General features: G+C 37.3%; 22 protein-coding genes and 1 pseudogene. 9 read left to right on the forward strand and 14 right to left on the reverse strand.

What is annotated here, in order from left to right:
* Window positions 1-228: 228 nt before the first annotated feature.
* Both QUE46_RS13535 and QUE46_RS13540 read left to right on the forward strand, forming a co-directional pair.
* Complete coding sequence (locus tag QUE46_RS13535) at window positions 229-615, forward strand: hypothetical protein (protein ID WP_286245206.1); 387 nt, start codon at window positions 229-231, stop codon at window positions 613-615.
* Window positions 616-873: 258 nt separating this feature from the next.
* Window positions 874-1,653, forward strand: a complete 780-nt coding sequence (locus QUE46_RS13540) for a DUF2189 domain-containing protein (protein ID WP_286245207.1) — start codon at window positions 874-876, stop codon at window positions 1,651-1,653.
* A gap of 67 nt (window positions 1,654-1,720) precedes the next feature.
* On the opposite strand, the gene QUE46_RS13545 is transcribed toward QUE46_RS13540, so the two are convergent.
* On the reverse strand, window positions 1,721-2,500 hold the full coding sequence (locus QUE46_RS13545) for a nucleoside-binding protein (RefSeq protein WP_286245208.1): 780 nt from the start codon (window positions 2,498-2,500) through the stop codon (window positions 1,721-1,723).
* 612 nt (window positions 2,501-3,112) lie between these two features.
* On the opposite strand from QUE46_RS13545, the gene dps reads away from it, so the two are divergent.
* Window positions 3,113-3,628 carry a DNA starvation/stationary phase protection protein Dps gene (gene dps / locus QUE46_RS13550; protein WP_004587573.1) on the forward strand — a complete coding sequence of 172 codons (516 nt, stop codon included), beginning with the start codon at window positions 3,113-3,115 and terminating at the stop codon, window positions 3,626-3,628.
* A gap of 249 nt (window positions 3,629-3,877) precedes the next feature.
* Here dps and QUE46_RS13555 read toward each other — a convergent pair whose 3' ends face one another.
* Window positions 3,878-5,245, reverse strand: a complete 1,368-nt coding sequence (locus QUE46_RS13555) for an alkaline phosphatase PhoX (protein WP_286245210.1) — start codon at window positions 5,243-5,245, stop codon at window positions 3,878-3,880.
* 206 nt (window positions 5,246-5,451) lie between these two features.
* Between QUE46_RS13555 and QUE46_RS13560 the strand changes: the two genes are divergently transcribed.
* A complete protein-coding gene (locus QUE46_RS13560) occupies window positions 5,452-6,600 on the forward strand; it encodes a hypothetical protein (protein WP_286245211.1) in 1,149 nt (382 codons plus the stop codon).
* A gap of 63 nt (window positions 6,601-6,663) precedes the next feature.
* On the opposite strand, the gene QUE46_RS13565 is transcribed toward QUE46_RS13560, so the two are convergent.
* The 3 genes from QUE46_RS13565 to QUE46_RS13575 all read right to left on the reverse strand — a co-directional run bounded on the left by QUE46_RS13565 (window position 6,664) and on the right by QUE46_RS13575 (window position 9,415).
* Entirely contained in the window at window positions 6,664-7,341 is a 678-nt protein-coding gene (locus QUE46_RS13565) for a glutathione S-transferase family protein (RefSeq protein WP_286245213.1), read from the reverse strand.
* A gap of 71 nt (window positions 7,342-7,412) precedes the next feature.
* Window positions 7,413-8,054 (reverse strand): hypothetical protein, encoded by a 642-nt coding sequence (locus tag QUE46_RS13570; protein ID WP_286245214.1) that lies wholly within the window; start codon window positions 8,052-8,054, stop codon window positions 7,413-7,415.
* Window positions 8,055-8,593: 539 nt separating this feature from the next.
* Entirely contained in the window at window positions 8,594-9,415 is an 822-nt protein-coding gene (locus QUE46_RS13575; RefSeq protein ID WP_286245215.1) for an AraC family transcriptional regulator, read from the reverse strand.
* 126 nt (window positions 9,416-9,541) lie between these two features.
* Here QUE46_RS13575 and QUE46_RS13580 point away from each other — a divergent pair, with 126 nt between their 5' ends.
* Window positions 9,542-10,012 (forward strand): YHS domain-containing (seleno)protein, encoded by a 471-nt coding sequence (locus tag QUE46_RS13580; RefSeq protein ID WP_286245216.1) that lies wholly within the window; start codon window positions 9,542-9,544, stop codon window positions 10,010-10,012.
* Between the two features lie 112 nt (window positions 10,013-10,124).
* Here the strand turns inward: QUE46_RS13580 and QUE46_RS13585 are convergent, their stop codons facing one another.
* Together QUE46_RS13585 and QUE46_RS13590 are read right to left on the reverse strand one after the other, a co-directional pair.
* Window positions 10,125-10,466: a YajD family HNH nuclease gene (locus tag QUE46_RS13585; RefSeq protein ID WP_286245217.1), complete on the reverse strand. Its 342-nt coding sequence runs from the start codon at window positions 10,464-10,466 to the stop codon at window positions 10,125-10,127.
* 210 nt (window positions 10,467-10,676) lie between these two features.
* Entirely contained in the window at window positions 10,677-11,276 is a 600-nt protein-coding gene (locus tag QUE46_RS13590; RefSeq protein ID WP_286245218.1) for an ACP phosphodiesterase, read from the reverse strand.
* A gap of 260 nt (window positions 11,277-11,536) precedes the next feature.
* Here QUE46_RS13590 and QUE46_RS13595 point away from each other — a divergent pair, with 260 nt between their 5' ends.
* On the forward strand, window positions 11,537-11,920 hold the full coding sequence (locus tag QUE46_RS13595; protein ID WP_286245219.1) for a hypothetical protein: 384 nt from the start codon (window positions 11,537-11,539) through the stop codon (window positions 11,918-11,920).
* A gap of 318 nt (window positions 11,921-12,238) precedes the next feature.
* Here QUE46_RS13595 and QUE46_RS13600 read toward each other — a convergent pair whose 3' ends face one another.
* From QUE46_RS13600 to QUE46_RS13610, 3 genes are all read right to left on the reverse strand, one after another.
* On the reverse strand, window positions 12,239-13,471 hold the full coding sequence (locus QUE46_RS13600; protein WP_286245220.1) for a cytochrome C: 1,233 nt from the start codon (window positions 13,469-13,471) through the stop codon (window positions 12,239-12,241).
* A gap of 311 nt (window positions 13,472-13,782) precedes the next feature.
* Window positions 13,783-14,136 (reverse strand): hypothetical protein, encoded by a 354-nt coding sequence (locus QUE46_RS13605; RefSeq protein ID WP_286245221.1) that lies wholly within the window; start codon window positions 14,134-14,136, stop codon window positions 13,783-13,785.
* The gene (locus tag QUE46_RS13610; protein WP_286245223.1) at window positions 14,136-14,621 is read right to left on the reverse strand and encodes a type VI secretion system amidase effector protein Tae4; all 486 of its coding nucleotides are present in this window, start codon (window positions 14,619-14,621) and stop codon (window positions 14,136-14,138) included. Before QUE46_RS13610 ends, QUE46_RS13605 begins: the two co-directional genes overlap by 1 nt.
* A 406-nt stretch (window positions 14,622-15,027) precedes the next feature.
* Between QUE46_RS13610 and QUE46_RS13615 the strand changes: the two genes are divergently transcribed.
* On the forward strand, window positions 15,028-15,336 hold the full coding sequence (locus QUE46_RS13615; RefSeq protein ID WP_286245224.1) for a hypothetical protein: 309 nt from the start codon (window positions 15,028-15,030) through the stop codon (window positions 15,334-15,336).
* 301 nt (window positions 15,337-15,637) lie between these two features.
* Here the strand turns inward: QUE46_RS13615 and QUE46_RS13620 are convergent, their stop codons facing one another.
* Window positions 15,638-16,642 (reverse strand): AraC family transcriptional regulator, encoded by a 1,005-nt coding sequence (locus QUE46_RS13620; protein ID WP_286245227.1) that lies wholly within the window; start codon window positions 16,640-16,642, stop codon window positions 15,638-15,640.
* Between the two features lie 359 nt (window positions 16,643-17,001).
* On the opposite strand from QUE46_RS13620, the gene QUE46_RS13625 reads away from it, so the two are divergent.
* A complete protein-coding gene (locus tag QUE46_RS13625; RefSeq protein ID WP_286245228.1) occupies window positions 17,002-17,805 on the forward strand; it encodes a DUF2306 domain-containing protein in 804 nt (267 codons plus the stop codon).
* 42 nt (window positions 17,806-17,847) lie between these two features.
* Here QUE46_RS13625 and QUE46_RS13630 read toward each other — a convergent pair whose 3' ends face one another.
* Window positions 17,848-18,822: a transposase gene (locus tag QUE46_RS13630; RefSeq protein WP_286245229.1), complete on the reverse strand. Its 975-nt coding sequence runs from the start codon at window positions 18,820-18,822 to the stop codon at window positions 17,848-17,850.
* Window positions 18,823-18,893: 71 nt separating this feature from the next.
* Between QUE46_RS13630 and QUE46_RS13635 the strand changes: the two are divergent.
* Window positions 18,894-19,055 (forward strand): annotated as a pseudogene (locus QUE46_RS13635) (IS481 family transposase); the annotation flags it as partial.
* A 59-nt stretch (window positions 19,056-19,114) separates the two neighbouring features.
* Here the strand turns inward: QUE46_RS13635 and QUE46_RS13640 are convergent.
* A complete protein-coding gene (locus tag QUE46_RS13640; protein WP_286245230.1) occupies window positions 19,115-20,626 on the reverse strand; it encodes a metallophosphoesterase in 1,512 nt (503 codons plus the stop codon).
* Window positions 20,627-20,628: 2 nt separating this feature from the next.
* Window positions 20,629-25,233, reverse strand: coding sequence for a hypothetical protein (locus QUE46_RS13645; RefSeq protein WP_286245231.1), 4,605 nt, complete (start codon window positions 25,231-25,233; stop codon window positions 20,629-20,631).
* Window positions 25,234-25,271: the final 38 nt, after the last annotated feature.

Raw genomic sequence — 25,271 nt, forward strand, 5'->3', positions numbered from 1 at the left:
TGTTCCTGTTAGACTGGTAAATACAAAACAATATTAACATTACATTAACCTAAGTGGGAGTTTTAGATTGTGTTTATTATATAAAGAAGCCTTATAGCGCGTTCGATTTAAAGTAGTCCTTTAATACAAATACCTCTGGTTTTAAAAAGTAAAATTACCGATAATTGCACCTGATAACGTCATGTGAGCAGTTAGATTACTGCTCGCTAAATTTTAAAAAGGACTATTATGAAAAAACATTCTCTTTTGCTTGTCGCTTCAGCACTTACCTTCTTTGTTGGCTGTACGACGACTGTCCCAATTAAAGATTTTGAGGGCCACCCAATACCGCAACTTTCTTCAGCTAATAACGATCTACAAAAAATTGAAAAAGGAATTGTTAAAGCCTGTATAAAACTTGGATGGGAGTGTACGGCTCAATCAGCAGGTATAATTAAAGGTGTTCTAAACATTCGAACCCACCAACTAACAGTTGCAATTAAATTCGACGAAACGGCTTATAGTGTTAATTACGTTAACTCTAAAAACCTTAAATACAATGGTAAAAAAATTCACCGCCAGTATGTAAATTGGGTTACAAATTTAATACGTCACATCGATGCAGAGATGATCTAAATTATCACTGTCACTGTTGTAGCCTATCTATTTGGGCTACAAAATTATTGTATGTACACATAGCTAAAGCAAATTGACTACATACAAGCAATTCAAACTCATACCTATTATGGGGCCTACAAGCAAAACACTTAAAATATTGATAAAAAATAATTCATCTCAACTTATTCAATTCCCAAGTTTACTCACCCCTAATATTTGTAAATAAAGCCAATGTGTTCTAAACCTTTAAGTGACACCTTGTTAAGGAGCGTTGTTATGCCAACAACAAATACGATTAATAAACACTCTGAATTTGCCCGCTGCATTGAATGCAATAAGGTAAACACATTTGCGGCTTTTCACTGGCTAGCATTGGCACTTAAAGACATGACCCGTGCGCCCATACTAAGCCTAATTTACGGGGTAATTTTTACCCTTATTCCTGTTGCTATTGTCTATTGGGCAATGTTTACGGGTACATATTTAGTGATACTACCTGCAACCGTAGCGTTTGCATTAATAGGTCCAGCCTTTGCGGCAGGGCTATACGATGTAGCATGGGAGCTCGAAAAAGGTCATAAACCCACACTTAGTCACTCTATAAAGTCGATGTTTAGAAACCCGGTAGGCGAATGGGGCTTTGCAATTATGCTAATGGTTATCATGATTGCTTGGATGCGTTTAGCTGCGCTTGTGCATGCTTTATATCCTAGCCATGCCAATCCCACCTTTGAAGAGTTATCGGCGTTTTTAACGTTAGGCAGCTTGATTGGAGGTGTACTACTGGTGACTGTATTTGCACTTTCTGCTTTTGCTCCACAAATAATGATGGAGCGCCGAGTAGATATTATGACCGCTGTAATAAGCTCTATGAATGCTGTAAAAACTAACTTTGCCGCTATGGTGGTATGGTCAATTTGTATATTTATACTGGTAGCTGTTGGTTTTGCTACTGGCGCTACAGGCTTTATTGTAATCATGCCATTACTTAGCTATGCCAGTTGGCATGCTTATATAGCCGTTATTAAAACCAAAAAACCTCGTGGCTACGAGTAATAACTGAGAATTTATAGTTCCAACCACACTGACTAAAAATAGCGCCAAATGGCGCTATTTTTTTAACTTAAAAAACCCAAATTGCATGTAAAAAGGGCTGGTTTTCAATTTTATTAGTACCTAGTTTGTTGTACCAATAACGCCACTCAACCCCAACCATTAATTGCTTGGCCTCTAAATTAAAGTTTTGACCAACATCCCAATGCACTGCGGGCTGTGCAAGTAGCCACTCATTAACTTTATTGCCTTGTTCGTCGTCACGCCCTGAAATATATTCGACGTGGCCGGTAAAATAAAATGCTTGGCTCGCTAATTTAAAAGGTGCACCCCATGCAAGGTCTATAAAAATACTGTCATCTTGCTTCGCTAGCTGATCTTTTTTAATCCCACCGTTAGCATCAATGTAACCTGCAAAAGTGGTAGTTAAAAAATCAAACCCAGGCGCATCCCAACTCAATTTTACACCGGGGGTGTATTTCATTAACCCCTCTTCACCGGCGTTTATACCAAACACTAAACCCGTATCTTTTATTGCACCATAACGCACAGGAATGTCAAAAGCCTTTGATAAGCTAAGTGTTGTGTACCACTCGCCATAAATTCCCGTATCTTGAAAACCATCACTAAGGCTGTCGTTTAAAAAATCGATAAAAAAGTAGTTATCACCTAAATCGTGCTCTGATGCATGCTCTATGGTGTAGGTGCGTGTAAATGACGACTCCCCAGTAAAGGGATTTAAGGCATCGCCAAAATTTGTGTGAAGCTGTGTGACGCTCCAATTTTCTGCTAGTGCTGAGTGAGACAAAAGCAGTATAGATGTTGTAAACAGTGTTTTTAAAAAATTCATGATTTATTTACATAACCCCAATTAAAATGCGGCGGGAGTATATCAGTGAGCATTCACCAACTAAAGAGGTTAAATAAGTACAAATACTGATTTTTTGAAATCTAAGTAGTAAAGCCCAGTAGCACCGTATTAAAAGAGCGGCATGAGGCCTTTATAAAACACCTAAATTGATTATTACGTAGGTAATAAATAAGCACCTTTATATTTTAAATGCCCTTGCTTAGCTTATTTACTGTGTTTTATTTAGAGGTTGTAGCGCATGCAGGCTTAAGCTGAGCTTTTAAAAGTAATATAATAACGGCGTTAATTGTATGGCTAAGCACATTAGGTAGCTGTATTACACAAGCTATGCCTTACTAAAACATAAACAAATTTGAGTTTTGCCGATAAACAGCCACAGCTTTTTACTACTGTGCACAATTTACAAAAATAAGTGCATAAAATTCATATTCTACATCTCTCTTTTTTTACTCTACGTACCCAAACAAAAATAAAACATTAAATATCAAACACTTAAATAAATAAGCTTGGTAGGCATAGGCTTTGCTTCATGTATTACAAGTTAAATGGTAGCAATAGCTACATACAACAAATTACACAACGGGAGACATTATGAGTAACTCACAACACCCAATTGAATTTACAGCCCCAGGTATGGATAACGAATCAGCAAAAAAAACAATTGAAACACTCGATAACCGACTCGTAGCGCTTTTAGACTTACAACTTACTTTAAAGCATATTCACTGGAATGTAGTAGGCCCAAGCTTTATTGGTGTGCATGAAATGTTAGACCCACAAGTCGATGCTATTCGCGAAATGACCGACACCATCGCAGAGCGTATTGCCACATTAGGCGGTACGCCACAAGGTACACCTAAGTCAATTGTAGATCGCCGCACATGGGAAGAATACTCATTAGGTAAAGCCTTTGTAGTAGAGCATTTAGGTGCATTAGACAAAGTATACAGTGGCGTAAACGCCGACCACCGCAAAGCCATCGGAACGCTGTCTGAATTAGACCCAGTATCTGAGGATATGATCACCAGCCAGCTTGGCGACTTAGAGCAATTTCAGTGGTTTGTACGTGCACACATTGAATCATCTGCAGGTAAACTAAATCATTAATTTATTACCTACCTTGCCATACAAGGAATGTTAATAAGCGTTAAAGGACTAATAATCTTACAAGGATACGTTAAATAAGTAGGTACAGGATGAAGTGCAAACTACAAGGACCCGTTACTTATTACATTAAGGATGTAGTAAATGCACCAAGGATGATTAAAGCTTGCTACGGATTTGGTAAATCTACAAGGATTGTTAAAATACAAACGCCTAGCATAGCCATGCTAAGCGTTTGTGTTTTTTACCATTTTAAAGCTTAAAACTATCCCAAGGGCCAGTTATGGCAAGCGTTTTAGTTGGCATATATACGTTTACAAACAAAGTTTGCCCATCAGGTGAAAAACACGCCCCAGCGAGCTCGGTTTGTGCGTTTAGTTTAGCAAAGTTATACACCTCTCCTTTAGGTGTTACCCCGCGTAAATGGTTATTCACCGTGTCTGTGTATTGATCCTCACATACAATTAAATGCCCGTTAGGCGCTACCGTTAAATTATCACCAAAGTTGTATAACGACTCGTTTGTACTTTCTACAAATAGTTGTATTTTTCCAGGCTCATTTTGTTCTAACTCAGTGCCTTCGTTTTTTGAAGGTGTGTACTTCATTACCTGACCTAGCTGCTTTTTGCCCCCATTAGTACAGCAAAAATAAAGCTCATTTTTACCCCAATGTATTCCCTCTCCTCGTGCAAATAAGGCTGCACCTTTTTTATAACCTTGCTTACGTAGGTCATCATTTGGGCTTTTAGGGTCTGTGAGCGTTATCCATTCAACTAAAAGGTCGCTGTGTAGTGGCATGGACGATGAGTCCCAATTGCGGCTATCAAACTGTGGTTGGTTTTTAATTACCATAGCCTGAAGCTTGCCGCCCTGGTTTAATTTACCACGCTGATTAGGAATAAATCGATAAAATAAACTATCGCCTCTATCCTCAGTTAAATAAACAATACCCGTTCTTGGGTCTATTGCTGCAGCTTCATGGTTAAAACGGCCCATCTCATATAATGGCTCTGGCTTAATTAAGCCTTTGGCGCTGGCAGGTACTTCAAAAATGTAACCGTGAGATTGCGACAACCCATCGCTTTTATCCATAACGGTTTCTTCGCAGGTTAGCCAACTGCCCCACGGCGTTACACCACCTGAGCAGTTTCTTATTGTGCCACACAGCGATAAATACTCTTGCTCGCGTTTTTGCTCTTTTAAGTTATAAATTATATGGCTAGTGCCTCCAGGCAAAGCTACACCATTTTCAAGCGAATCATAGGCTAAAGAGGTTTTGTGGTTACTAATTAAATCAGACGCGGTATCAATGTGTTTAGGTTGTAACTCATGGTTACGTATAAGGGCTACGCGTTCGTTATCTAATGCAATACAGCCCATGCCATCGGCTCTGTCGGGTACATCTAGGCCATCATCCATTTTATCGCCAAGCTTAGATATCACCTGATATGTAAACCCTTCTGGTAAATCAAGTAATGCATCAGTATCGGCAAGTAATGGGCCGTAAGCAGGTAGTTTGGCTGTTACGTTTGGCAGTGCTACTTTACCCATTGCACTTCGCGATAAACCTAAAAATGCCAACGTACCCGCACTGAGTAAAAACTCTCTTCTAGAAACCATTATTTTATTCCCGTGTTTTTTATTAAATCTATAGTAATGGAAATAGCCCGCTAGAAGTACGGCGCTTTGCTAAATTCATCAAAGTGTAATAATGTAACATTCCATCCGTACCAAATATCAATTAATTCAACTTTAAATAATTGCCCTCACTGTTTAATCGTAGGATAGTAAGTTACTCAAACAACAACGGCTTAATTAGGAGTATCATGATCAAAATATTACTAGCAACCAGCTTAATTGCCTCTTCATTCGCAGCTTTAAGTAATCCACTCACCGTTGAAGAACAACGCATCAGCAAAGCACAAACAGCTATGCCCACAGTGTTAAACGCCTTTAATAAAGAAGTAACCACCTTTGAGCAACAGTTTAAAACACTTTCAAGTTTTAAAGAGGCTAAAAACTTAGTGCAAACCTATAGTTTTGAGCTGTGGGAAAGTGCTAAACAGCGTATTGCAAAAACTAAAAACTACGACGACCGAGCACTTTATTGGGCGCGCTTGCTTTCAAGCAAAGTAATACGTACAACCACAGCTAACGTTAAGCTATCTGACGCACAAATAAATACGCTGCTAAGCATGCTTGAAGAAGGCAGCCGAGGCCGCACCGATTTAGCTTTTTCATCAGGCAGTGATAAAAAAATTATTCTAACCGGGTTTGACCCATTTTTACTCGACAAAAATATCAACCAAAGTAATCCATCTGGTGTTGCCGCATTATTACTCGACGGCCAAGTTATTAATTACAATGGCGTTAGCGCCGAAATTAACACGGTTATGGTACCAGTACGCTACGAAGACTTTGATCAAGGCATAATAGAATCCCTCCTTGCTCCCTACTATGCACTGAATAACGTGGACATGGTGGTAACCGTAAGCATGGGCAGAACCGAGTTTGATTTAGAGCACTTTCCAGGTAAACGCCGCAGCGTAACCGCGCCAGATAACGCCAATATTGTCTACGGCGGTACGCAAACAAGCCCTGTTATACCCAAGTTAAATGGCCGCCCACTGCCTGGTAATGAATTTGTAAAATTTAGCCTACCAGTAAGCGCCATGCAAAACGCCAAAGGCCCATATAAAGTGATCGACAACCGAGAAGTCACCACGCTAGATCAAACCTTTAAAGCGCCTTCGTACGGCGCGCTAAGAAATAGTGTTGCAGTAAATGGCGGCGGGGGTGGTTATTTATCTAACGAAATATCGTATCGCAGCATACGCCTACGCGATGAGCTTAACTCAAGTATACCTACGGGTCATATACATACCCCGCGTATACAACAGTTTGAACCAGAAACAGAAGCTAAAATAGTAAAACAAATTCAATCAATGCTAGAGCATAGCCTAGTTGCGCTGTAGCAAAGCTAAGTAAGATACATAAAATAAGGGCAAAATTAATTGCCCTTTTTTACTTTTTAAGCGTTAGATTTTAGGGTAGTTAGATGGGAAAAACGCGCGTTTTGCTTCTTCATCAAACTCTTTTTTAAAGGCAATATCGCTGCCAATTTTACGTGCACGAGCAACCGCTGGGCGGCTATCAATACTTTCAAACCAACGTTTTAAATTAGGATATGGCGCTAAGCCCTCTTCACCAAGCACTACTGGTGCTTTATCAATCCAGCCCCAAGCAGATACATCAGCAATGGTATATTCATCACCCACAATGTAGTCGCGACCTTCAAGATGTGTATCAAGCACTTCGTAGTGGCGCTGTGCCTCACGCAGATAGCGGTTAACTGCGTAATCAAGCCCTTCTGGTGCCATGTGTCTAAAGTGTACACTTTGCCCTGAATACGGCCCAAGGCCCGATGCAATAAACATTAACCACGAGAGCATTTCGGCGCGATTCTCTACCTTACCTGCTAACTTGCCGTGTTTTTCACTTAGGTACATTAATATAGCATTCGAATCAAACACACGGGTTTCACCATCAACAATGGCAGGTGCTTTAGCATTAGGATTAATGGCTTTAAACTCAGGTGTATGTTGCTCACCTTTTAAGGTATCAAGTGGCACAAGTTCGAACGGTAAGCCTGTTTCTTCTAAAAACAAAGCAACCTTCATTGGGTTAGGTGTATGGTGAAAATAAAATTTGATCATAAAACGCTCCTAAAAGTAGTAGCTACAATTAAACCACAACTTGAGCGGTCGTTAAAATAACAAAAAAGTAGTTAGCTAAAGTACTTAACTAAACAACTCACCTGCATTAATCCAGCGCCAATATAAATAAATGTAACGCGCGCCTCTTCTTGCTCCTTTTTAATAAGCGCTACCAAAAAAGTAACTACAATAATAATTACACTTAATGCCAAGCCATATAAAAAAGAGCCACAAAAATGAGGTAAAGCAGCAAGTAAGCCCGCAATAATTACTACGCCGTTATGAGCTACAGGCATACGAACATTAAACAATATCCCAAGCAATGCAGCTGTAAACGCAGACGCATATAAAATTACAATGTGCCTAGGCCATTCATAACTGAGTGGGGCTTTAAAACTAAAATTAGCAGTACTAACACTGGTAACAGCAGACGACGTAGCGTGTATAAAAATACTAACTAATAAAGCACCAATAAAAAATGCAGCAAATGCCGAGACTGCACCACCGCCTCTATATCCTGCTTTCTCTTTTTCTATCACTATAACTACAACACTCAGTGCCACACTAAGCTGAAACCATTGCCAGTAATCGTTACTAAAAAGAGGGATTGCAGCAAAGCCAATTACGGGGACTAATATTTTGGCTTCTTCGTTTTTGTGTAATAAATAAAAAGCCATAATAGCTATATAAAACAGTGCCGTTATATCGGGCATATAAATAACTTCCTTGTAAACATTTTATAAAAATAAATTTTAACTATTGCGCTTACTAATCAGTATTAGGCCTTAATAAATTCTTTAACTGCGCTTACTTTTTTACCGTGCAATATCAACTCACTATTAACCACAAGGTTCGCGCAGGCTTGCAAACATTGCACTTAACAAGCAAAGCGTTTTTCGTTTGGGCCTATTTCAAAAATAAGTTACTGCCGCGGCAATTATAATACTACTAGCGCAAGGTAAACTATCATCAAATGATGTCGACTTATGTGATAACAAAATACAAGTACCCACCAGCGTTGACAATACGCTTGCGTGTTTTGCCAAGTACATTATGGAATAAAAATACAATAAAACAATAACTTATACCAACTCACTTAATTGAGTGAGCTATTTTTAGGATGGAAAACATGCTGATAGCTAGGTAAAAAACGTTGCACATAGCGCAGCCTGTTATAAGAAAACAACCAAGGGCAATAATGATGAAATATTTTAGTGGGTTATCAATATCTCCCACTGAGGCGACTAAAAGTTTACTGCTGGCTCAATAGCCACTCCTTTGGCGCTTGTCCTGTTTTTTTTCTAAATACACGGGCAAGTGCTGAGCCGTTTTCGTATCCAACCTGATTAGCTACTAAGTCCATATTTTGATTTTTTAAAATAAGCTTTTTAGCAACAGATAAGCGCCAATCAGTCAAATAATCAGCTGGTGTTTGATCTATTACTCGCTTAAACGTATCTGCAAATTTTGAACGTGACATACCACACGCCTCAGCCATAGTATTAAGTGACCAACTTTGATCTGGTGCTTGATGTATTTTTATTAAAACTTTAGCCAACTGGGGATGACTAAGCCCTGCCATCATACCGCTTTTAATTGCGCCCTCTTTTAATACTTTACGCAAAACACTAATTAAAAATACATCGCATAAACGCTCTATAATTAAATCCTTACCGTTGATGTCTTTAAATGCTTCTTCAAAAATCCAAAAAGCGCTCTGCGCTAATAGGCCATCACCGGCTAATTCGTAATTTAAGCAAAAAGGCATCGCTTGTAATAAAGGGCTATGCCCACCGCTTTGATAACTAATTTGTGCACACACTAGATCGGCACCATCGCCATTATCCGAAAGCAAACAATGTCCTGTAGAGTGAGGAAAAAAGATAACCGAAGGTGTAGATAAAACCACTTCAAAACCACTATTACTACGCACTCTTAAGGTACCTGAGCGTAATAAATGTAAATGCCCAACACCTTGATTGTCACTAAAGTCACTAGTACCGCACATATTCCCAGTGAAAAACACGTTGGCATTGAGTGAAAAATGACTCAGTACGCTCGAAAGTACGTCCACATACACCTCTTTGGATTATTGGTATGAAAGAATAGACTAATAGACGCATATTAACCAAACAATAACGATAAAGTACAGTTGAGTTTAAAATAAACACACTAATTAAATTACCCTTTGGAGATACTCATGAAATTTTCGACACTTACTAAATCAACTTTTTTTGCAGCATCGGTACTTATAAGCTCACTAAGCTTTGCAGCAGATATAGACGCAAATGCCGATGTAAACGACATTGCAATTAGTGGTTATGATACCGTTGCTTACTTTACCCAGCACAAAGCGGTCGTAGGTAGTTTTGAATATACCGCAACACATAAAAATGCCATTTATAAGTTTAGTTCAGCTAAGCATCGCGATTTATTTAGAGCTAACCCAGAAAAGTATGCACCGCAATTTGGTGGCTTTTGTGCCTTTGGTGTATCAATGGAGAAAAAATTTGACGTAGATCCTGAAGCGTTCAAAATTGTTGAAAATAAACTTTATTTAAATCTTGATAAATCGGTTCAAAAACAATGGCTAAAAGACGTACCAGGCTTTATTAGTTCAGCCAATTCAAACTGGCTTGACATAAAAGACAAAACAGCAAAAGAACTTTAATAAAACCAATTTCAAGTTAATTTTTGAGGTTGCTTCGGTTTATAACCGTTCACCCTCAAAATGCCATTTAAATTAATAGCGTTTTAGGTTTAAGCTCTTAATTTAACTAATATTACTTTGATTTATTTAACAACGACTTTAAGTCTGCAAACGGAGAATGTGTTGCAGCCTCTATTTTTGGCTCTGTAGTCGATTCGCCATACATAATATATTCGTGGTATTTATTATGCTCATTGTCATGGCAATAAATACACAATAACTCCCAATTACTGCCATCTTCTGGATTATTATTGTGGTTATGATCTATATGGTGCACCGTTAACTCACGTAAATTTGAGTGCTCAAATTCACGGGCACAACGCCCACATATCCAAGGGTACAATCTTAAGGCCTTTATTCTATAACCTTCCTCTTGCTTCTCATAAGCTTGAGGTACATGGCTAATCTTACTCATAGTATTTCTGTTAAATTGGTTATCACGGAGATAAATACTGAAAAATGCCATTACAGACAAGTCATCAAAAAGTATTTATATGTCAGCCTGTTTGTACCCAAGCGCGAAGTAAGGCCATAAGTTTTAAATTGCAGAAAGCCCAAACTTGGCTTGTAGACAAACAACAAAACCAAAAAATCAATACCTTAGTAAAGTGTTAAATAATTCGCTTTATGCCATTTTTTGGAGTGTTTCAAGGCTATGTTCATTTACATGCTCAATCAGTTCAGGAAAAAATGCAAAAAAAATAGCCTCCAATTCATGGTAGTTACGTGCTATATCCTCAGCAGATCCTGCAAAGTTATTAGTAAAACGAATACGTTTGGCTATGTTATCAAGCGCAAGCCCTACTCCATTAATTGTTTCGTACTCTTTAAACCAATCGTTTTTGGTCATACTGGTTACAACCTGTTGCATGCGCGGCGGCATAACCGCTATGCGCTCATTTAAAAGTGCGTAGCTGCTGCGTTTAAAATCATGTAAAGGGTGTTTGCTAAATTGCTGCCAGTGCCTAATTAAAAAGTGATCAAACACCACATCAATCGCTACGCCTGCAAAGCGTTTTCGCTCGGATGAAAAGTACTGTTTGGCTTCTTTTACTAACGAGTGAGAGTCGGTAAATTTATCGACTAAGTAATGGTTGTTTAGCGCGTTTTTAACTGTGTTTGGCAATTGCTCTACATGCCTTTTGCCACCAAAGTCACCCAGCAAGTTTCCAAAGTGTGAGTCGGCTGTAGGCTTTGCAAAGTAAAGATGAGCTAAGTAATTCACAAGTCCTCGGCTTCAGTAGTTTATACATTTTGATAGTAACTTAAATCTACATAAAATTCAGATGTCAGCTCTTAAATTAAAGCAATAAAAACAGCAAGCTCTAACAATACTTGGCCAATTACAATTGTATTTTATTAATTCAGTAAAGGGTCAGCCTTATTTTGTTATCACTATTGCTTATTTTTGGTGCACATAAATTGTAAAACACTTTGCTGATTTCCTTTTTATATTCCCCTGCTATTTGCAGTTATAGGCCTTACATGGATTACGAAAACACCTTTTTAAATCAATCACAACAAACTGCACTGCAACAAGCACTAGTTAATAGCAAGCTTTTAAGCTGTCTTTCAGTAAAGAGTGAAGATGTGCCTTCGCTTGAGCAACAAGCTTATGGGGTTATCGCAGTTATGCTTTATCGCTTTAATTTACAAAAAATAAAATGGTCGTCATTTTTAAAAACAGCAATAAATTTAGCCACCAATACCTGCCAATGGTTAACCACCGAACTAGCAAGATGCCAGCAAGAATACAAAGCCCAAACAAACGACGCTGTAATAGTTGAACAAAGTGCATTTTTTAACGGCGTTTTTAGTGAAGAACTCACTTATATTAATGCATTACTAAGTACTGACACGCAAACTTAATATTATTGCAAAGCATAAGTAAAATAACTTTTTAGTTAATAGCTGTGCTTATTATCCTCAAACGTCTATCGGTACGTAAATTGCTGTTATTAATATTCTTATTTTAATAGAGAATACCTCATAGCTATGCCGCTATTAAATAAAAGGAGAACATAATGAGTAATAAACAGCTAGTAACGACACTAGGTATTGGAGCGGGCGCTGCAAGAATGGCCGTACGTTACGTACTAGACAAGCGCAAGTCAAAGTGAGTCAACATTTAGCCTAGTGCATTTAAACACACTAGGCACGGCAACTCAATATAACTTGCAAAAACAGTTACTTATACCAAGTAATTTCGGCTAATTGATTGGTCGCTGTTTGATGAATAATGAGGCCGTTATTACCCATACGCATGTGCCTAATTAGGCCAGAGTAAACGCCTTCTTTACTGGGGATTTGCCAGCTCTGCATGGTTTCGGTATTAAGATCAAACCTTACAAGCGTTTCAGGGCGCTTGGCCGACTCATTAAACCAAATAGCGTTATCGGCATATTCAATGGCATACGGGTGGCTGTTTTTACCACTTGGGTTATCCCACTGTGTTATTTTACCGTTTTTGGGGTTATAGCGGCCAAGTTTACCCATGCCAGAGTTTACATAAAACACCATATCATCAGGTGTAATAGCAAGGCGCCTAGTGTGGGTTTTAGCACCTGGGAGTTTTATTTCGCTAAGCGCCATGGTGTTTTTATCAACTTTAACCAAACAATTGCTACCATTACACGACACCCACGGCGTCCCGTTTGAATCAAGCTTTATACCATAGGGCCGTGAGCCTTTAGTGGGTAAAGTAGCCAGTTTAATATCACCACTTTTTGGGTCTAACTTGCCAACCATGTTGCTGTGCTGCAGGGTAAACCAAAAAATACCTGCGTTATCAAACACGCCAGTATGCGGGTCTCGGGCGTTTTTATCAGGCATTTTATACACTTTAAATTTTTCGGTTGTTAAATCTAAATACCCAACCGTGCCATTTTTATTACCTAAAAACCAAGGGGTTTGGTTTTTATCAAGCGATACACTGTGTGCATACGTACCACTTGGCAACGTGTACTCTTTCATCTCACCGGTTTTAGGGTTTAACCTGCCTAAAATATTGCCCCACTGGCCAACCCACCAAATAAGCCCGTTTTTACCTTGCACAGGATCGCGAGCGCGCTGCCCAAGCGTAGGCACTTGCCAGTATTTAAAGCTAAGTTTTAAATCGCCTTTAACCACCGTTGACTCGCGCTTAGTGTTAACAGGGTAATGCTTTGCCAAATACGTGCTTATATCTTTACTAAGGGCCGTGCCTTCCCCTGTATCAACCATATAGCCTATGAGTGTTTGCCAATCCGCTTGGCTATAACCCGCACTGCGCTCTAGGTTATTTAAACTATGGCAACTGGCACAAAGCTGCTCAACTAATACCCCTGGCTCATTACTCAATACAGGCAGCGGGGCAGCTAAAGCCCCTAGCGTAGCCATTACAGCAACGTGTTTATTAAATAAAAATCGATTTTTACGCATAACCTCCTCCCTTTTTTAATATTAAAGCATAGGGCGAAAGTGTTTACTATGTGAGCGATTAGGGAGTTTCTTAACTCAGACTGAGTGTTTGAGTTATTCTCTATGTAGTACATAAATAAATTGTTATTTAGTAAAGTGAGAGCGTACAGAGAAATTGAAATTAGCTCTATGTATATAAAGTAATGAGGCAGGCTTAAAAGCTAGGATTTGTTCAGGCTAATTATATAGCCTGAAGCTAAGTACAAAGTCAGCTAATTTCAGAAACTATTAAAGTCAAAGTATGATTATACAAATAGAAATTATGTTATTTTTTACGATTCAATAATTTTTTGAATTTGCTTTATAAAGCTGGGATCTTTCTCAAGAAAAAAACATTTTGCTAACTGTAAATCTACCTTTTGCTTAGTTTTTATTTGTGGAGAGTAACTCTTTACTAAGAGTGCAACTCGTTGAAATTTATCTGCTGAATAACTGCTCATTTCAACAATACCACCAGTTATTTTACTTATATCACTTGTAGGAATATCATTTTCTTTAAAATACCAAAAAAAACAATTCGCACTAGCAAATTCCATAAGCGGCTGATTATTTTCTTCAGCCGAAGCTGTACATGAGAAATTAGCGAATGATAAAAGAGCGAGGCCAAAAACTCTAAATTTTAGCATTATGTTGCTTCCCAAAATAAAACTTTATTCGATTGACTACCATAACCTTGATAGACACATTGACTCCCATCCCATAAGTCCGCGTGACCAGTAGCATCAGACCAGCCATTTACTTCATAGATAATAATCCCTTTACGGCCACTCATTTCATGTTCATATATCGCGGGCGTGAATACCTCTGGCTTTCCATACTTCTCAGTTAAATATTTAATTAGCACCTTAACTCGAAAAATATACCAATTTTTATTCTTACCAGAAGATACTTGCCCTTCAAATTTACCATTTGGGCCAATAGACTTGTAGTAAGGGATTTTATGTGTAGAGCCAGCACTGTTTAACGCTAAAGAAATACGTGTAGCGCATGCATTATTAAAAACCCCGATGTCGTGATTGAGTTCAACTTTACCACCTATTTTTTTAAAAACAGCTGGCGCAGGGAGGGCTGGATAATTGTTTTTGAGGGTATTCCAATTAGGTAAATTCATAATAGTTAATTCCTTTTTAAGCTCTATTAATTTAGTACCCAATTTAAACAATTTGGATTGAAAAGTAAACTAACAACTTTAACTAAACGACTATTAGACTTAGAAATAATTAGGTAAGTGTAATAAGAATCAAAGTCCCCCATTAAGCTTAATTCTTAAAGCAGCTTTGGGGTTTATTGGTGGTAGAGGCGTATGTAGAGCATTTTTGTAAAACTTTTAGCTATTACCCAACACGCCAGCAAGCTAAGCGCCTACAGGTAATTGCATCTATATTTATTATGGTTATTACATTGGCTTTGCGTTGGATTTCGCTTCACTCAAACCTACGGTTGTTGCCTGCCTACAAGCTTGCGTATAATGCCCGCATTCTGGCTGTATGTATTAGCCGCTAATTTGGATTTTAATAATGAAAAAACTCTCTGCAGTGCAAGTAAAACAACAAGCACTTGTGCTTAATGTGGCCGATAAACTCGAAGCACAAGGCCGCGAAGAAATCCCTGGTATGTTGCAGTGCTGGTTTGATGTGGAATATCACTTATTTCCAAGTTCACTACTGCTTTGTTTTCAGTTTGAAAACGAGCAAACATTAGCAGCCGCAGAACCTGATTTATTAAAATGGCAAAAGCGTTTAAGCGGCGCAATGCTTAAAAAAGGCGTAATTTTAAAAGATATGCGTAAACACTTAGTGTTTACCTTAAAAGGGCCTGATGATTAATAAGAGGTTTTTTAAAGGGTATAAAGCATTACGCTCGTATTACCGAAGCGCATAAAACCATAATGGAAAGCAGTTGCATTACTGCAACTGCTTTTTATTAAAACTTAAAGTAGAACCCATAGAGGTCAAATTCGTCTTTTTTTATCAGCAAGTAATTGATCATTGAGCAATACGAATGTACTTCAATATTAAAACGAAGGCTTGCTTCAATGCAGTATAAAAAACACTTCAAACCCTCATCATTCAAAAAGGTGTTTTCACGCCCTTCTCAACGTTTCATTACACAGTTAAACGTAGCTGGCTAATCAACAAGCTCCCGTATACCTTCATTATAGTAGTCAATGTTTTGTTTTCGATACTCATTAGGAATGTCGCCCACAATACTTTTAAACACGCGGTTAAAAGTGGCAAGAGAAGAAAAGCCACTCTCAAGTGCTATGCTTAAAATACTCCACTCTTTGGCCTGATCGTTTATTAATAACTTTTTTGCATATTCAACGCGGTATTGGTTAATAAATAAATTAAAGTTAGCCGCTTTATAGTGATAGCGGATTGCTCGACTAACTTTGTACTCAGGCACCATTAACGCTTGTGCAAAATCTGAAATTTTGAGGTTAGCTTGTAAGTAAAGCTGCTGCTCATTGATAAGCTTTGTAATACCAACTATCAATTCAGGCTCTACATCTTGATTGCTGTTTTCATTTAGATTACTCGTGTCATTGTTAATAGTGCCCATATCATCTTCTTGCTTAAGCGCTTGGTTATTTATCACTCTTGCTTGAAGGGCTATGACTACTTGCATCGCTAATGTAATTAAAAGTGCAGATGAAGTTATGATTATGGGGTTATACAGCTCTATTTCAGCCGCACTAAAAATAAATTTAGGAAAAATACTTGCATTAAACACAGCTAAAACCCAAGCGCTCCCAAAGATGACTGATTGCATTTTTTGTGACTGTGTTTTTTTACTATAACCTCTAAACGCCTCCCAAAAAGAAAGCGCAAGGATACTTGATGAGAGCAATATGGTGACCTCATTCACCCCTTGCTTTAAGCGCCACATTATATCACTGGTAGGTAAAGGCTGAGGATCAAGGCTCACTAAGTAGTGCCATGTTTGATTAAACATGATCAAGCCGGCAATGGTTGCAGCAAAAGTCACATGCCTGCGGGAAATTGGCGCATGCTCACGAAATAACGTTCTTGCAATCAGCCATGAAACATTACATGTTGCGCAAGTGAACAACCCAATTAGATATTGATACGCGCCAATACTTTGCGCACTGAGCTTTTGTGCTGCCACCATACAAAGGGAGCCACAAAATATCACAAATAAATAATGAACCTGCTGCTTATCTTTTTTCAGCGTATTTAAAAACATTAACCCCATACAAACAAAAAGAAGAAGATAATAAGGGGAATAATTTTGCATAATAGCGTGCTCTAAAAATGACGTTTTAACCAACAACGTGGCCTGAATTACATGGTACAAATTAACATGCATGTTGGCAAAAAAACTTTGTTAGTGAATGTGTCTATACCGCCCTAGCTAATTAAAAAAAATTATCAATATATCGTTGCTCAAATTCCGAATTTGAGAAGCAATCACCATGAAAGTCTTTATATTTGGGCTATTGAAAATACTTTTTGGAAAAGCACATGTTAATGCAAACAATAAAAAAAACGCCCAATGAGCTACTTGAGATGAGCAAAAAAATGTGGTTCACGTGCCTGTTGATGGCACAAATCTGCTTTGTTATTTACCTCGCCTTGGGATACGGGCTGACGGGGGTCACTACGGGAATATCTGGCTGGGGTCGTCTAAATAGCACCGCCTATGTTGCCAGCGATCCCACTGGTAATTCAATGTACGCGCTGCATGTGTTACTCGCCATCGTGATGATAATTGGTGGTAGCTTACAGCTAATACCTGCAATAAGAGCAAAGTATACTAAGTTTCACCGCTACAATGGTCGCGTGTTCGTAATGTTAGCCTGTACCATCTCTTTAGCAGGTATGTACCTTATGATAGCCAGAGGAACCGTTGGCAACACCTCGATGCATGCGTTGACTATGCTTGGTGGTTGCGTGGTTATTTTAGCGAGTATATTAACCATACAAACAGCCAGAAAGCGGAATATCACTAAACATAAAATTTGGGCGATACGTTTATACCTTGCAGCAAACGGCGTTTTATTTTTTAGGCTGATGATTTTTGCCTGGTTTTTAATATTCGGCTCACTAGGAATTGATACTGCAACGTTTACAGGTCCAACCGTGCTAACTATTAGCGTATGTTCTTATATTGTGCCGCTACTTATAGCTGAGTTAGTCAGGTATGCAGGTAAAACGTCTAATAGAGTAATAATAATCCTCACCGCTGCTTTAATGATGTTGATATCCATTGTATTTTTAGTCGGCTTATTTGGTGTAGTGTTTGCAAGTTGGTACCCAGCGATAGTTAGCTAACGTACTTAAAGAACATAAATGGGGTCAAGAACATAAATGGGGTCAAATCTTGACTTCAGACATCAAACAATCTCGAAGTTTTTCCAATTGTAATTTAACCTTTTCATCTTCAACCATTAATTTATTCAACCTACCTACAGCTTTCGATATCGCCGAATAATGCTCAACATTAAAAACAGCTGCTAATGCCTGCAAATTTAACCCCGTTAAATCTTGGCATAATTTAATAGCAAACCAGCGTGGTAAATTTTTCTCTTTTCGCCCTTTTTTAACCGTTATAATCTCATTAACCTCAACATTAAAGTATTGAGCTAAGTAAGCTATAACTTCATCTGCTGAGCGATTTTTACTAACAAGCTTTCTTTCGCTATCAGGCTTGGCAATGTAGTCTTTTATATTTTCAATAAAGTCCTCACAACCTAAAACCGACAATAACTTTTTAGCACTATAAAAAGCGCTTATTTCTTTATTATTTTCATATTCAACAAACTGTTTGTACGCAGCATATTTACGCTTTTTTCCTTGAAGCGAAAATATAAAGTCTCGAACTAACCATTTCGGTGTCGCCGCTTTTTTGATGAAGGCTGAGTAGCTAGACCATTTATAGTCAATGAGTTCATCGACTAGCGGTGTACTTGCTTCTATAGGGTTACGATGTATATAACGGCTAACATGGAGTAAGTAATTATCAGCATCCACCAACACCGCTTTGTAGCGACCTCTAAACAGTGCACCATCTGTATTATGGGTTCGGTTAAAGTATTGAGTATAAAGGCCATTAATATGCTTCATGGCTCGGCCTAAATTTGCATCAGGGGTTTTGATTAGCAGGTGGTAATGATTGGTCATTAAACAATAAGAATGCACTTCAATATTAAAGCGAAGGCTTGCTTGCTCAATACAATATAAAAAGTACTTAAAGTCGTCATCGCTCAAAAAGGTATTTTCACGCCCTCTTCCCCGATTCATTACATGATAAAACGCATTCTCATACTCTATTCGCAGCGGCCTAGACATAGTAATTCACTCAATGAGTAGTAATCTATAAATCTAGACCTTTGAAGTCTGAAGTCAAGATTTGACCCCAATGGTCCCCATTAGAGGAATTGCAAGAGGATCTGGACGAATGGATGATTTATTATAATAATGACCGAACTCATCAAGGAAAAATATGCTGTGGCAGAACGCCATTAGAAACTTTAATAGATGGAAAATTGATCTGGGCTGAGAAAAATTTAGCTCAAATCTAAACTGACAGTCACCGATTAAAAAACGGGTAACTGTCAGATCAAGTCTGAGCTAGTACACATCAGTTGTATCTTGAACCATTTCTTCTAGTCACTACTTGTGCTGTTTTATCAGGCACTTCTTTAATTCCTTCATCAGTAACTTCAAAGTGTATAATTTCAATTTTATTGATAGTCCCATCGTCCAACCTTTTGAGTTTTACTATATTAAAACCTCGCCTTTCTCCCACTGCTCTTTTTGTCGAGTTAAGGTGACTAGATGGCGCCATGACACGTACTACTTCATTCGTTTGAAGCCTATGAGGGCGGTTATTTTCTTCGGATAGGTCTTTACTTTCACTTGGCTTCCCTAGCAAGGACTGTACTAATGTTAGTCGAGCATGTCCATGTCCATGCAACCACATTTGAACTCGTCCAGCTTTGAATAACTGACTAACCCTTGACCAGTCTTCACTAAGATGATCTCCATTAGCATAGTCTTTTTCGGCAGGGCCATGATGAGAAACAGCTATTGTGAAAAAGTTATTATCTTTTCTCAACTCATCTGATATCTGATTAGTAGTTATAGTATCAAGTGAAGGCACGTTGATATTACTGGTTGATATTTGATCAGCTGTATTTAGATGAATAAAACGAAGACCAATATGGCTAAGCTTGTCATTCACCCAAGATAGATTCTCTGAGAGAATCCACTTAGGATCCGTTGTTAATTCGTAGGCAAACTTCCTAAAAAGTGCCATACCAAATACACTATTTCCACCATGAATATAGCTATTTTGAGTTACTTGGACAGAATTGTTTGTTTTATCAAATGAACTATCTAGACTTGGAACGGATGACATTCTAAAATCAACATCGTGATTCCCAGGAACCAACACTAAAGAGTTTAAGTTGTTTTGAAGTGATGTAGCCTCTAAAAGTTTTCTTAACTCAACTTTGGCTATTTCATACTCTTCTTTCTTCCCGCTAAATGCTATGTCTCCACTGATGACCATTATATCAGGGTCATATAGATTTTCCTTTAGGTAGTCTCCAATTTGCTGCTCTAATAAAATTGACCAATCATCAGTTCCTGGATCTCCGTACTGTGGGTCTGAAATATGTAGCAAGGTTATTTCTTTGTTATTTGCCTTATCTAATAACTCTTTTGGTTGAATTAAAGCTCGCAATATTTCTGAAAAAGTATTGGCTGAAGATTTATTTATCTCCCCTTTATCTACACCAATTGTAAGTAATCGCATATCAAAAACTTGAATAATTTTACTTTCTGGATGCGACCAGCGTCCTTCTTGCAGCTTTTTAGTTGTAAAGGATTCTTTGAAAGCAGTAGAAGTTAGAGCAATTGGCGCGCTCTCACCAATTATTTGTAGAGCTTTCTCGTAGGTAAGCTTCCATAGATCTAAGTTTATATCTAATAAAACTACGTCATAAGACTCTATAGCCGCGTTTACAAAGTCATCTGCCGTGAAACAATATTTTACTGAGAAATCAGGTGCGTTCAAAAACGAATCAAACAGCTCCTTGTGCGCTTTAAGGTGATCATCGACAACAAGCACTTTTATTTGAGGTGACATACTTATATTCCTTCTAATCCGTGTACTAATCTTAATTTGATAATTACATTAAAACATTTGCTATCACATTCTATAAATGCTTCACCGCCTATATCCCTTATTGTGCTTAATGTTCGCTGAAACTTTGACTTATCCGACGTCGCAGATTCTACATCACTCACCGCATTTACAACACTAATCTGGTATGTGCCGTCTTCTGGTATGATTTTATGCTCACAAAGAAAATGAACTTCATCCAATTTGGGATCAGATAACTCAAAGTCATCTTTATTGAGATATTCATTTACGCAAAGAAGCTTACCTCGCGCATGCTTAGTGATATTTCCAAAAATGGCTTTAAGAATAAATAGAACGTTTACATCGTAATAACAATAAAGCTCTTGATATTCATTAGATATGCACCACTTATCAACTTGCGTTAAGTTGGATTTATTAATCGCCTGTTGAAACTTTATCTCTTGCCCAAAGCTACCTTTCATATCAGAAAAAGTTTGTTTGAAATAATCTCGAGTAGTATTTAATAGTCCTTTTTCAAAAAGCATTTTAGAATCAAGTGGTATTTTCACGAAGCAAACTTTGTGGAGTTCAAATAATTTAGTTTGTAACTCACCTAAAAAACACACTAGCTCACCAATTTTCGGCCTTTGACCAAATGAGCGTGACTTCAATACTTTACTTTGAAGATGGTGTAATTGTGTACACTTAATAAGTAGTTTTTCAGCTTCTTTACTTATCTCAATATACTTTTCTCTATCAATAACCAGCGACTCAATTATTCTTTCCCTCAGGAAGCAATCTAAAAAACTCAAAGATATATCTAACTCGTCGATTAAATTTTTGTAAGTGACAGGTTGATTTACTATTTGAGCTATAATTGATGTATGGTGCTTGCCTCTTTCGTCCATTGATTCATTATGAAATCTCCAAAGCCAACTCATAAGGTTTTCAGGGCGATAGAGAGAACTTACAGCACGATTCAACTCATTAGCATAACTCCACTCACTTGGGTTAAAGCCGAGCCTGTTAGCATAAGCGAGTAAAATTTTTAAGTCTCTTGTTGCCCAGCTAAATATCTGTCCGTTATTAATAGTTTTGAGCCACTGTGATAAAACTTCAAACAACTCATCTTTTGAAAGAAGTAATAGGCATAAGACAGATAGTGATGTGTATTCATCCTCTCGATTTAGACTGTGGCAACTTTCCAAAAGAGCTACAGCATATTTTATTGAAGTGTAACTCTCGAATTCACCATAAAAATAAAATAATTGACTGGTTAAAAGCTGAATCTTTACCTTATCTGTTAGTGTTTCCTCAGAAATGACTTTCAGGGCTAGATCTTCTCTTCCTGTTATAGAATGAAGCTCTGTTATCCAACTAATTAAGCCTAAGGTATTAGTAATTTTTATAGAGTTGTTTTCTGGACACTTTCCCAACTGTTCACCTGTTACAGGGTCTATGGAAAACCTTTGTATATTTTCTGTTAACTCAACGAAAAGAGGCTCAATTTCTGCATCTCCCCACTCCTTTTGTATATCCTTAACAGACCAGCTAGAAAGCCAATCCTCAACTCTTGCAACAAACTCAGGTACAGAAATATAATTTTTAATCCTCTCAGCAACCGCAAGTACTTTGCAGAAAGAGCATGAATCTTTTTGACCTAGTATTGGTATGTCAAGTCGAGTAAAGGTCGTTGATTTTTTCAAATTTCTTGATTGTGAAAGTCTACTTCTGTTTACTAGCCAAAATGGGAGAATCCTATTGATTCCAACACCTCGCAGTGCATATTTAATATTGTTATATGTCCTTGAGGTTATGATTGCATCATCAAATATAACAGCGGTTATCTTTGAGCTATCTAAGGTATCATGTAAACTAATGAACCTCTCATGAGTAATTCCAGAAAGTTGAAATGCTGAATTATTTATGTTCTTTTTTGTTTTCACTACAGGGAAAATGAATTTTTGCAAATGCGCAACAAGCTCTAACGAATCAATTAAATTAAGCACGTAATTAATCATATATTGAGTATTAGAATGTTGCGGATATACCAAGATTGGGGAATTACCAACCGGTATTTTAATTAAATGATCGTTAAAACCTTCACTCTCCTTGCCTTTTCTAAAAACAGATTTCCCATCCTCATTGAGATCTCGTAAAGTTAATTTAAAAAGCTTAAATATCGTATAACAGAAGTATGTAGCGAGATTGCTGTCATGATTAAAACCTATGTGATCTGAACCAAAGTCGAATGACTTTATTAAATTTAATCCAATAAAGTCATGGTTGCTTCCATATTTCCAGTGCCCCAGTTTAGCAATCGGTCTTGCATAATTCTGCAGTTCCAAATATTGCTTAGCTGAATTCTGAACATATACATTCTCACCATCTTCCGTATATCTTGGGACTATAAAAGATTTCCAACCATGTCTTGCGATATGCGGCGTATTTCCTATTCTATAGAAAGAAACGTTTTCGTCTTGTGATGTTACACTCCACTCCCATGTGAACAAATGAGGTTTATTTTGTCCACTAGAGGGATGAATAAAGAAATAAATAGCTTCATCACCTTTTGATTTGCTTTTTATCTTCGCTGTTTTACCAGAGACTAACACACTACCTAGATTTATCTTTATTGATTTATCTTGGCTATTAAATGAATCTTCATTACTTACATTTAAATCAAGTGACTCGACAAGGCTATCCATGGGGATGAATGTAATATTTTTTTTAAACCCATAAGCGAATCTCATTAATGACGCTCGCAAAACTAAATCACATTCTTTCTTACTAAAAACATCTGAGAAATTAAGAAAGCCAACAATAGTTTTGAATTCTGACCATTTAATCTTATCGTTAATCATTAAACAATCATTAGGATGAGAGTTAACATATTCATTTAAAAATATGGAATCTATTATTCTCAACCTTCTAAGGTAATCATTTATTTCAATATCTTTTTTTGCGTTTGTGAAAATTCCGTCGGTATCAGCACTAAAAGAAATAGTATGTAAGGAGTTGGTTACAAGTGTTATTTGTGTAACAGAGGACTTAATTTTAAGTTGATTAACAGCTTCTTGATAAAATATATGTTCGTGTGTAGCAATATCTGAAATTACAATTTCCTTTGTGCTTTTTGGAAGAATAGATATTGCTGACTTTACTAACTTTATAATCGAACTTCTATCTAAACTACTAGATAGAAGCAGGTAAGATTTAACTGCGTTTTCTAAAATACTCTCTCTTTTAAAAGTGGTTCTGTAATCTAAGTAACTATAAATATCTTTAGTAATTTTAGAATGTTCATCTTGATAAACAGAGTTTATATTTACATTTGCGGCTAGAGCACTCCAATTTTTATTAAGCTCGTTGATGAATTGATTTTTGTCAGTCCATGTATATCTATAATGAACCGCATACCCAAGGGCTCTTGCATCGTTTTCGTTTATAAAAACATTTTGCTCAGCTGTTTTAGTTTTCCAAGCTGGGCTATTTAGAGGTAGATAAGAACCCCACCATTCCCCACGATCAATAACCCTAACAAAATCACGATTGTTTGAAGCTAATTGGGCTATTAAATTCATCCCACCGTTTTTGTTCTTCCTTATAACTTTCCTACTTGCACCATCATGGAATGTATCATACATCACACTATTTAAAGTCTTTCTTTCTTTTCCATAACACAAAGAGTTTACAACTCCCTGTCCATTATCCAAAACAAACAGCTCAAAAAACCCTGGGTTGTCTAATATGATTTTCTTACAAAGTTTTGGAAGAGGAGCGTTTCCCTCAAGATCTTCCCTTTCAGCCTCTCTTTCAATTCTTTCTCTACTTTCAGTATCGCTACCAACTAGACCATTTCTGTATCTAATATAAAAGGAAACTAAACCATTATTAGGAATACTACTATCATTTTCGGAATTGGGCAGAGAAAACCCGTGCTCAATAGAGTTGTGTAAACTCTCTCTTAATGCTGTCCTCAACTTATAAGTGACCATTGGTTGGAATTCAGAAGGAACTTCTGAATGTATGGCTCTCGATAGAATGTTTGATACGAATCTATCAATTATTGCGTCGATATTTTCCAAGACGTTTTCATGAACTTCAGTACCTAATGATTCATATTTTATTGGTTTAATTAAATGTGTATAAGGTTTGAATTTATATGAAGTTGTATAAAGCACTTTTTTTATATTTTGAATATATTCTTCTATGCTTACTTTTCTATTCTTTACAGTCAAAAAAAGCTCACCATCAGTCGCTTTTTCACAAGTTTCAATAAAAAACTCTAAAATTCCCTCACTCACAAGGTAATTACCAAAAGAGTTGATACCATAAGATTGACTCTTTGATAAATCAGGCAAACTCAGTTCAATTGAACATTTGTTATCAATAAGTTTAAAAAGCAAATGATTTAAAGAAAGAATTGGTAAAGGATCAATGTACTCTACCCCTACAAAGCTTATACTCCCATACCCTAACTCTTTAAACTGTTCAAATATGCTAGAAAGTTGATAAGCTCCATCTCTCCAATCTCTATCAAACACCTCTCTCTGAATTTGTGCACGATCCCTTTTCCCTGTTTTTTCATTTCTTTCTAAAACGAACACATTCTTTCCCTGTTAACTTTACGTTAAATCTAATTTTT

Source organism: Pseudoalteromonas sp. MM1 (assembly GCF_030296835.1).
Lineage (GTDB): Bacteria > Pseudomonadota > Gammaproteobacteria > Enterobacterales > Alteromonadaceae > Pseudoalteromonas.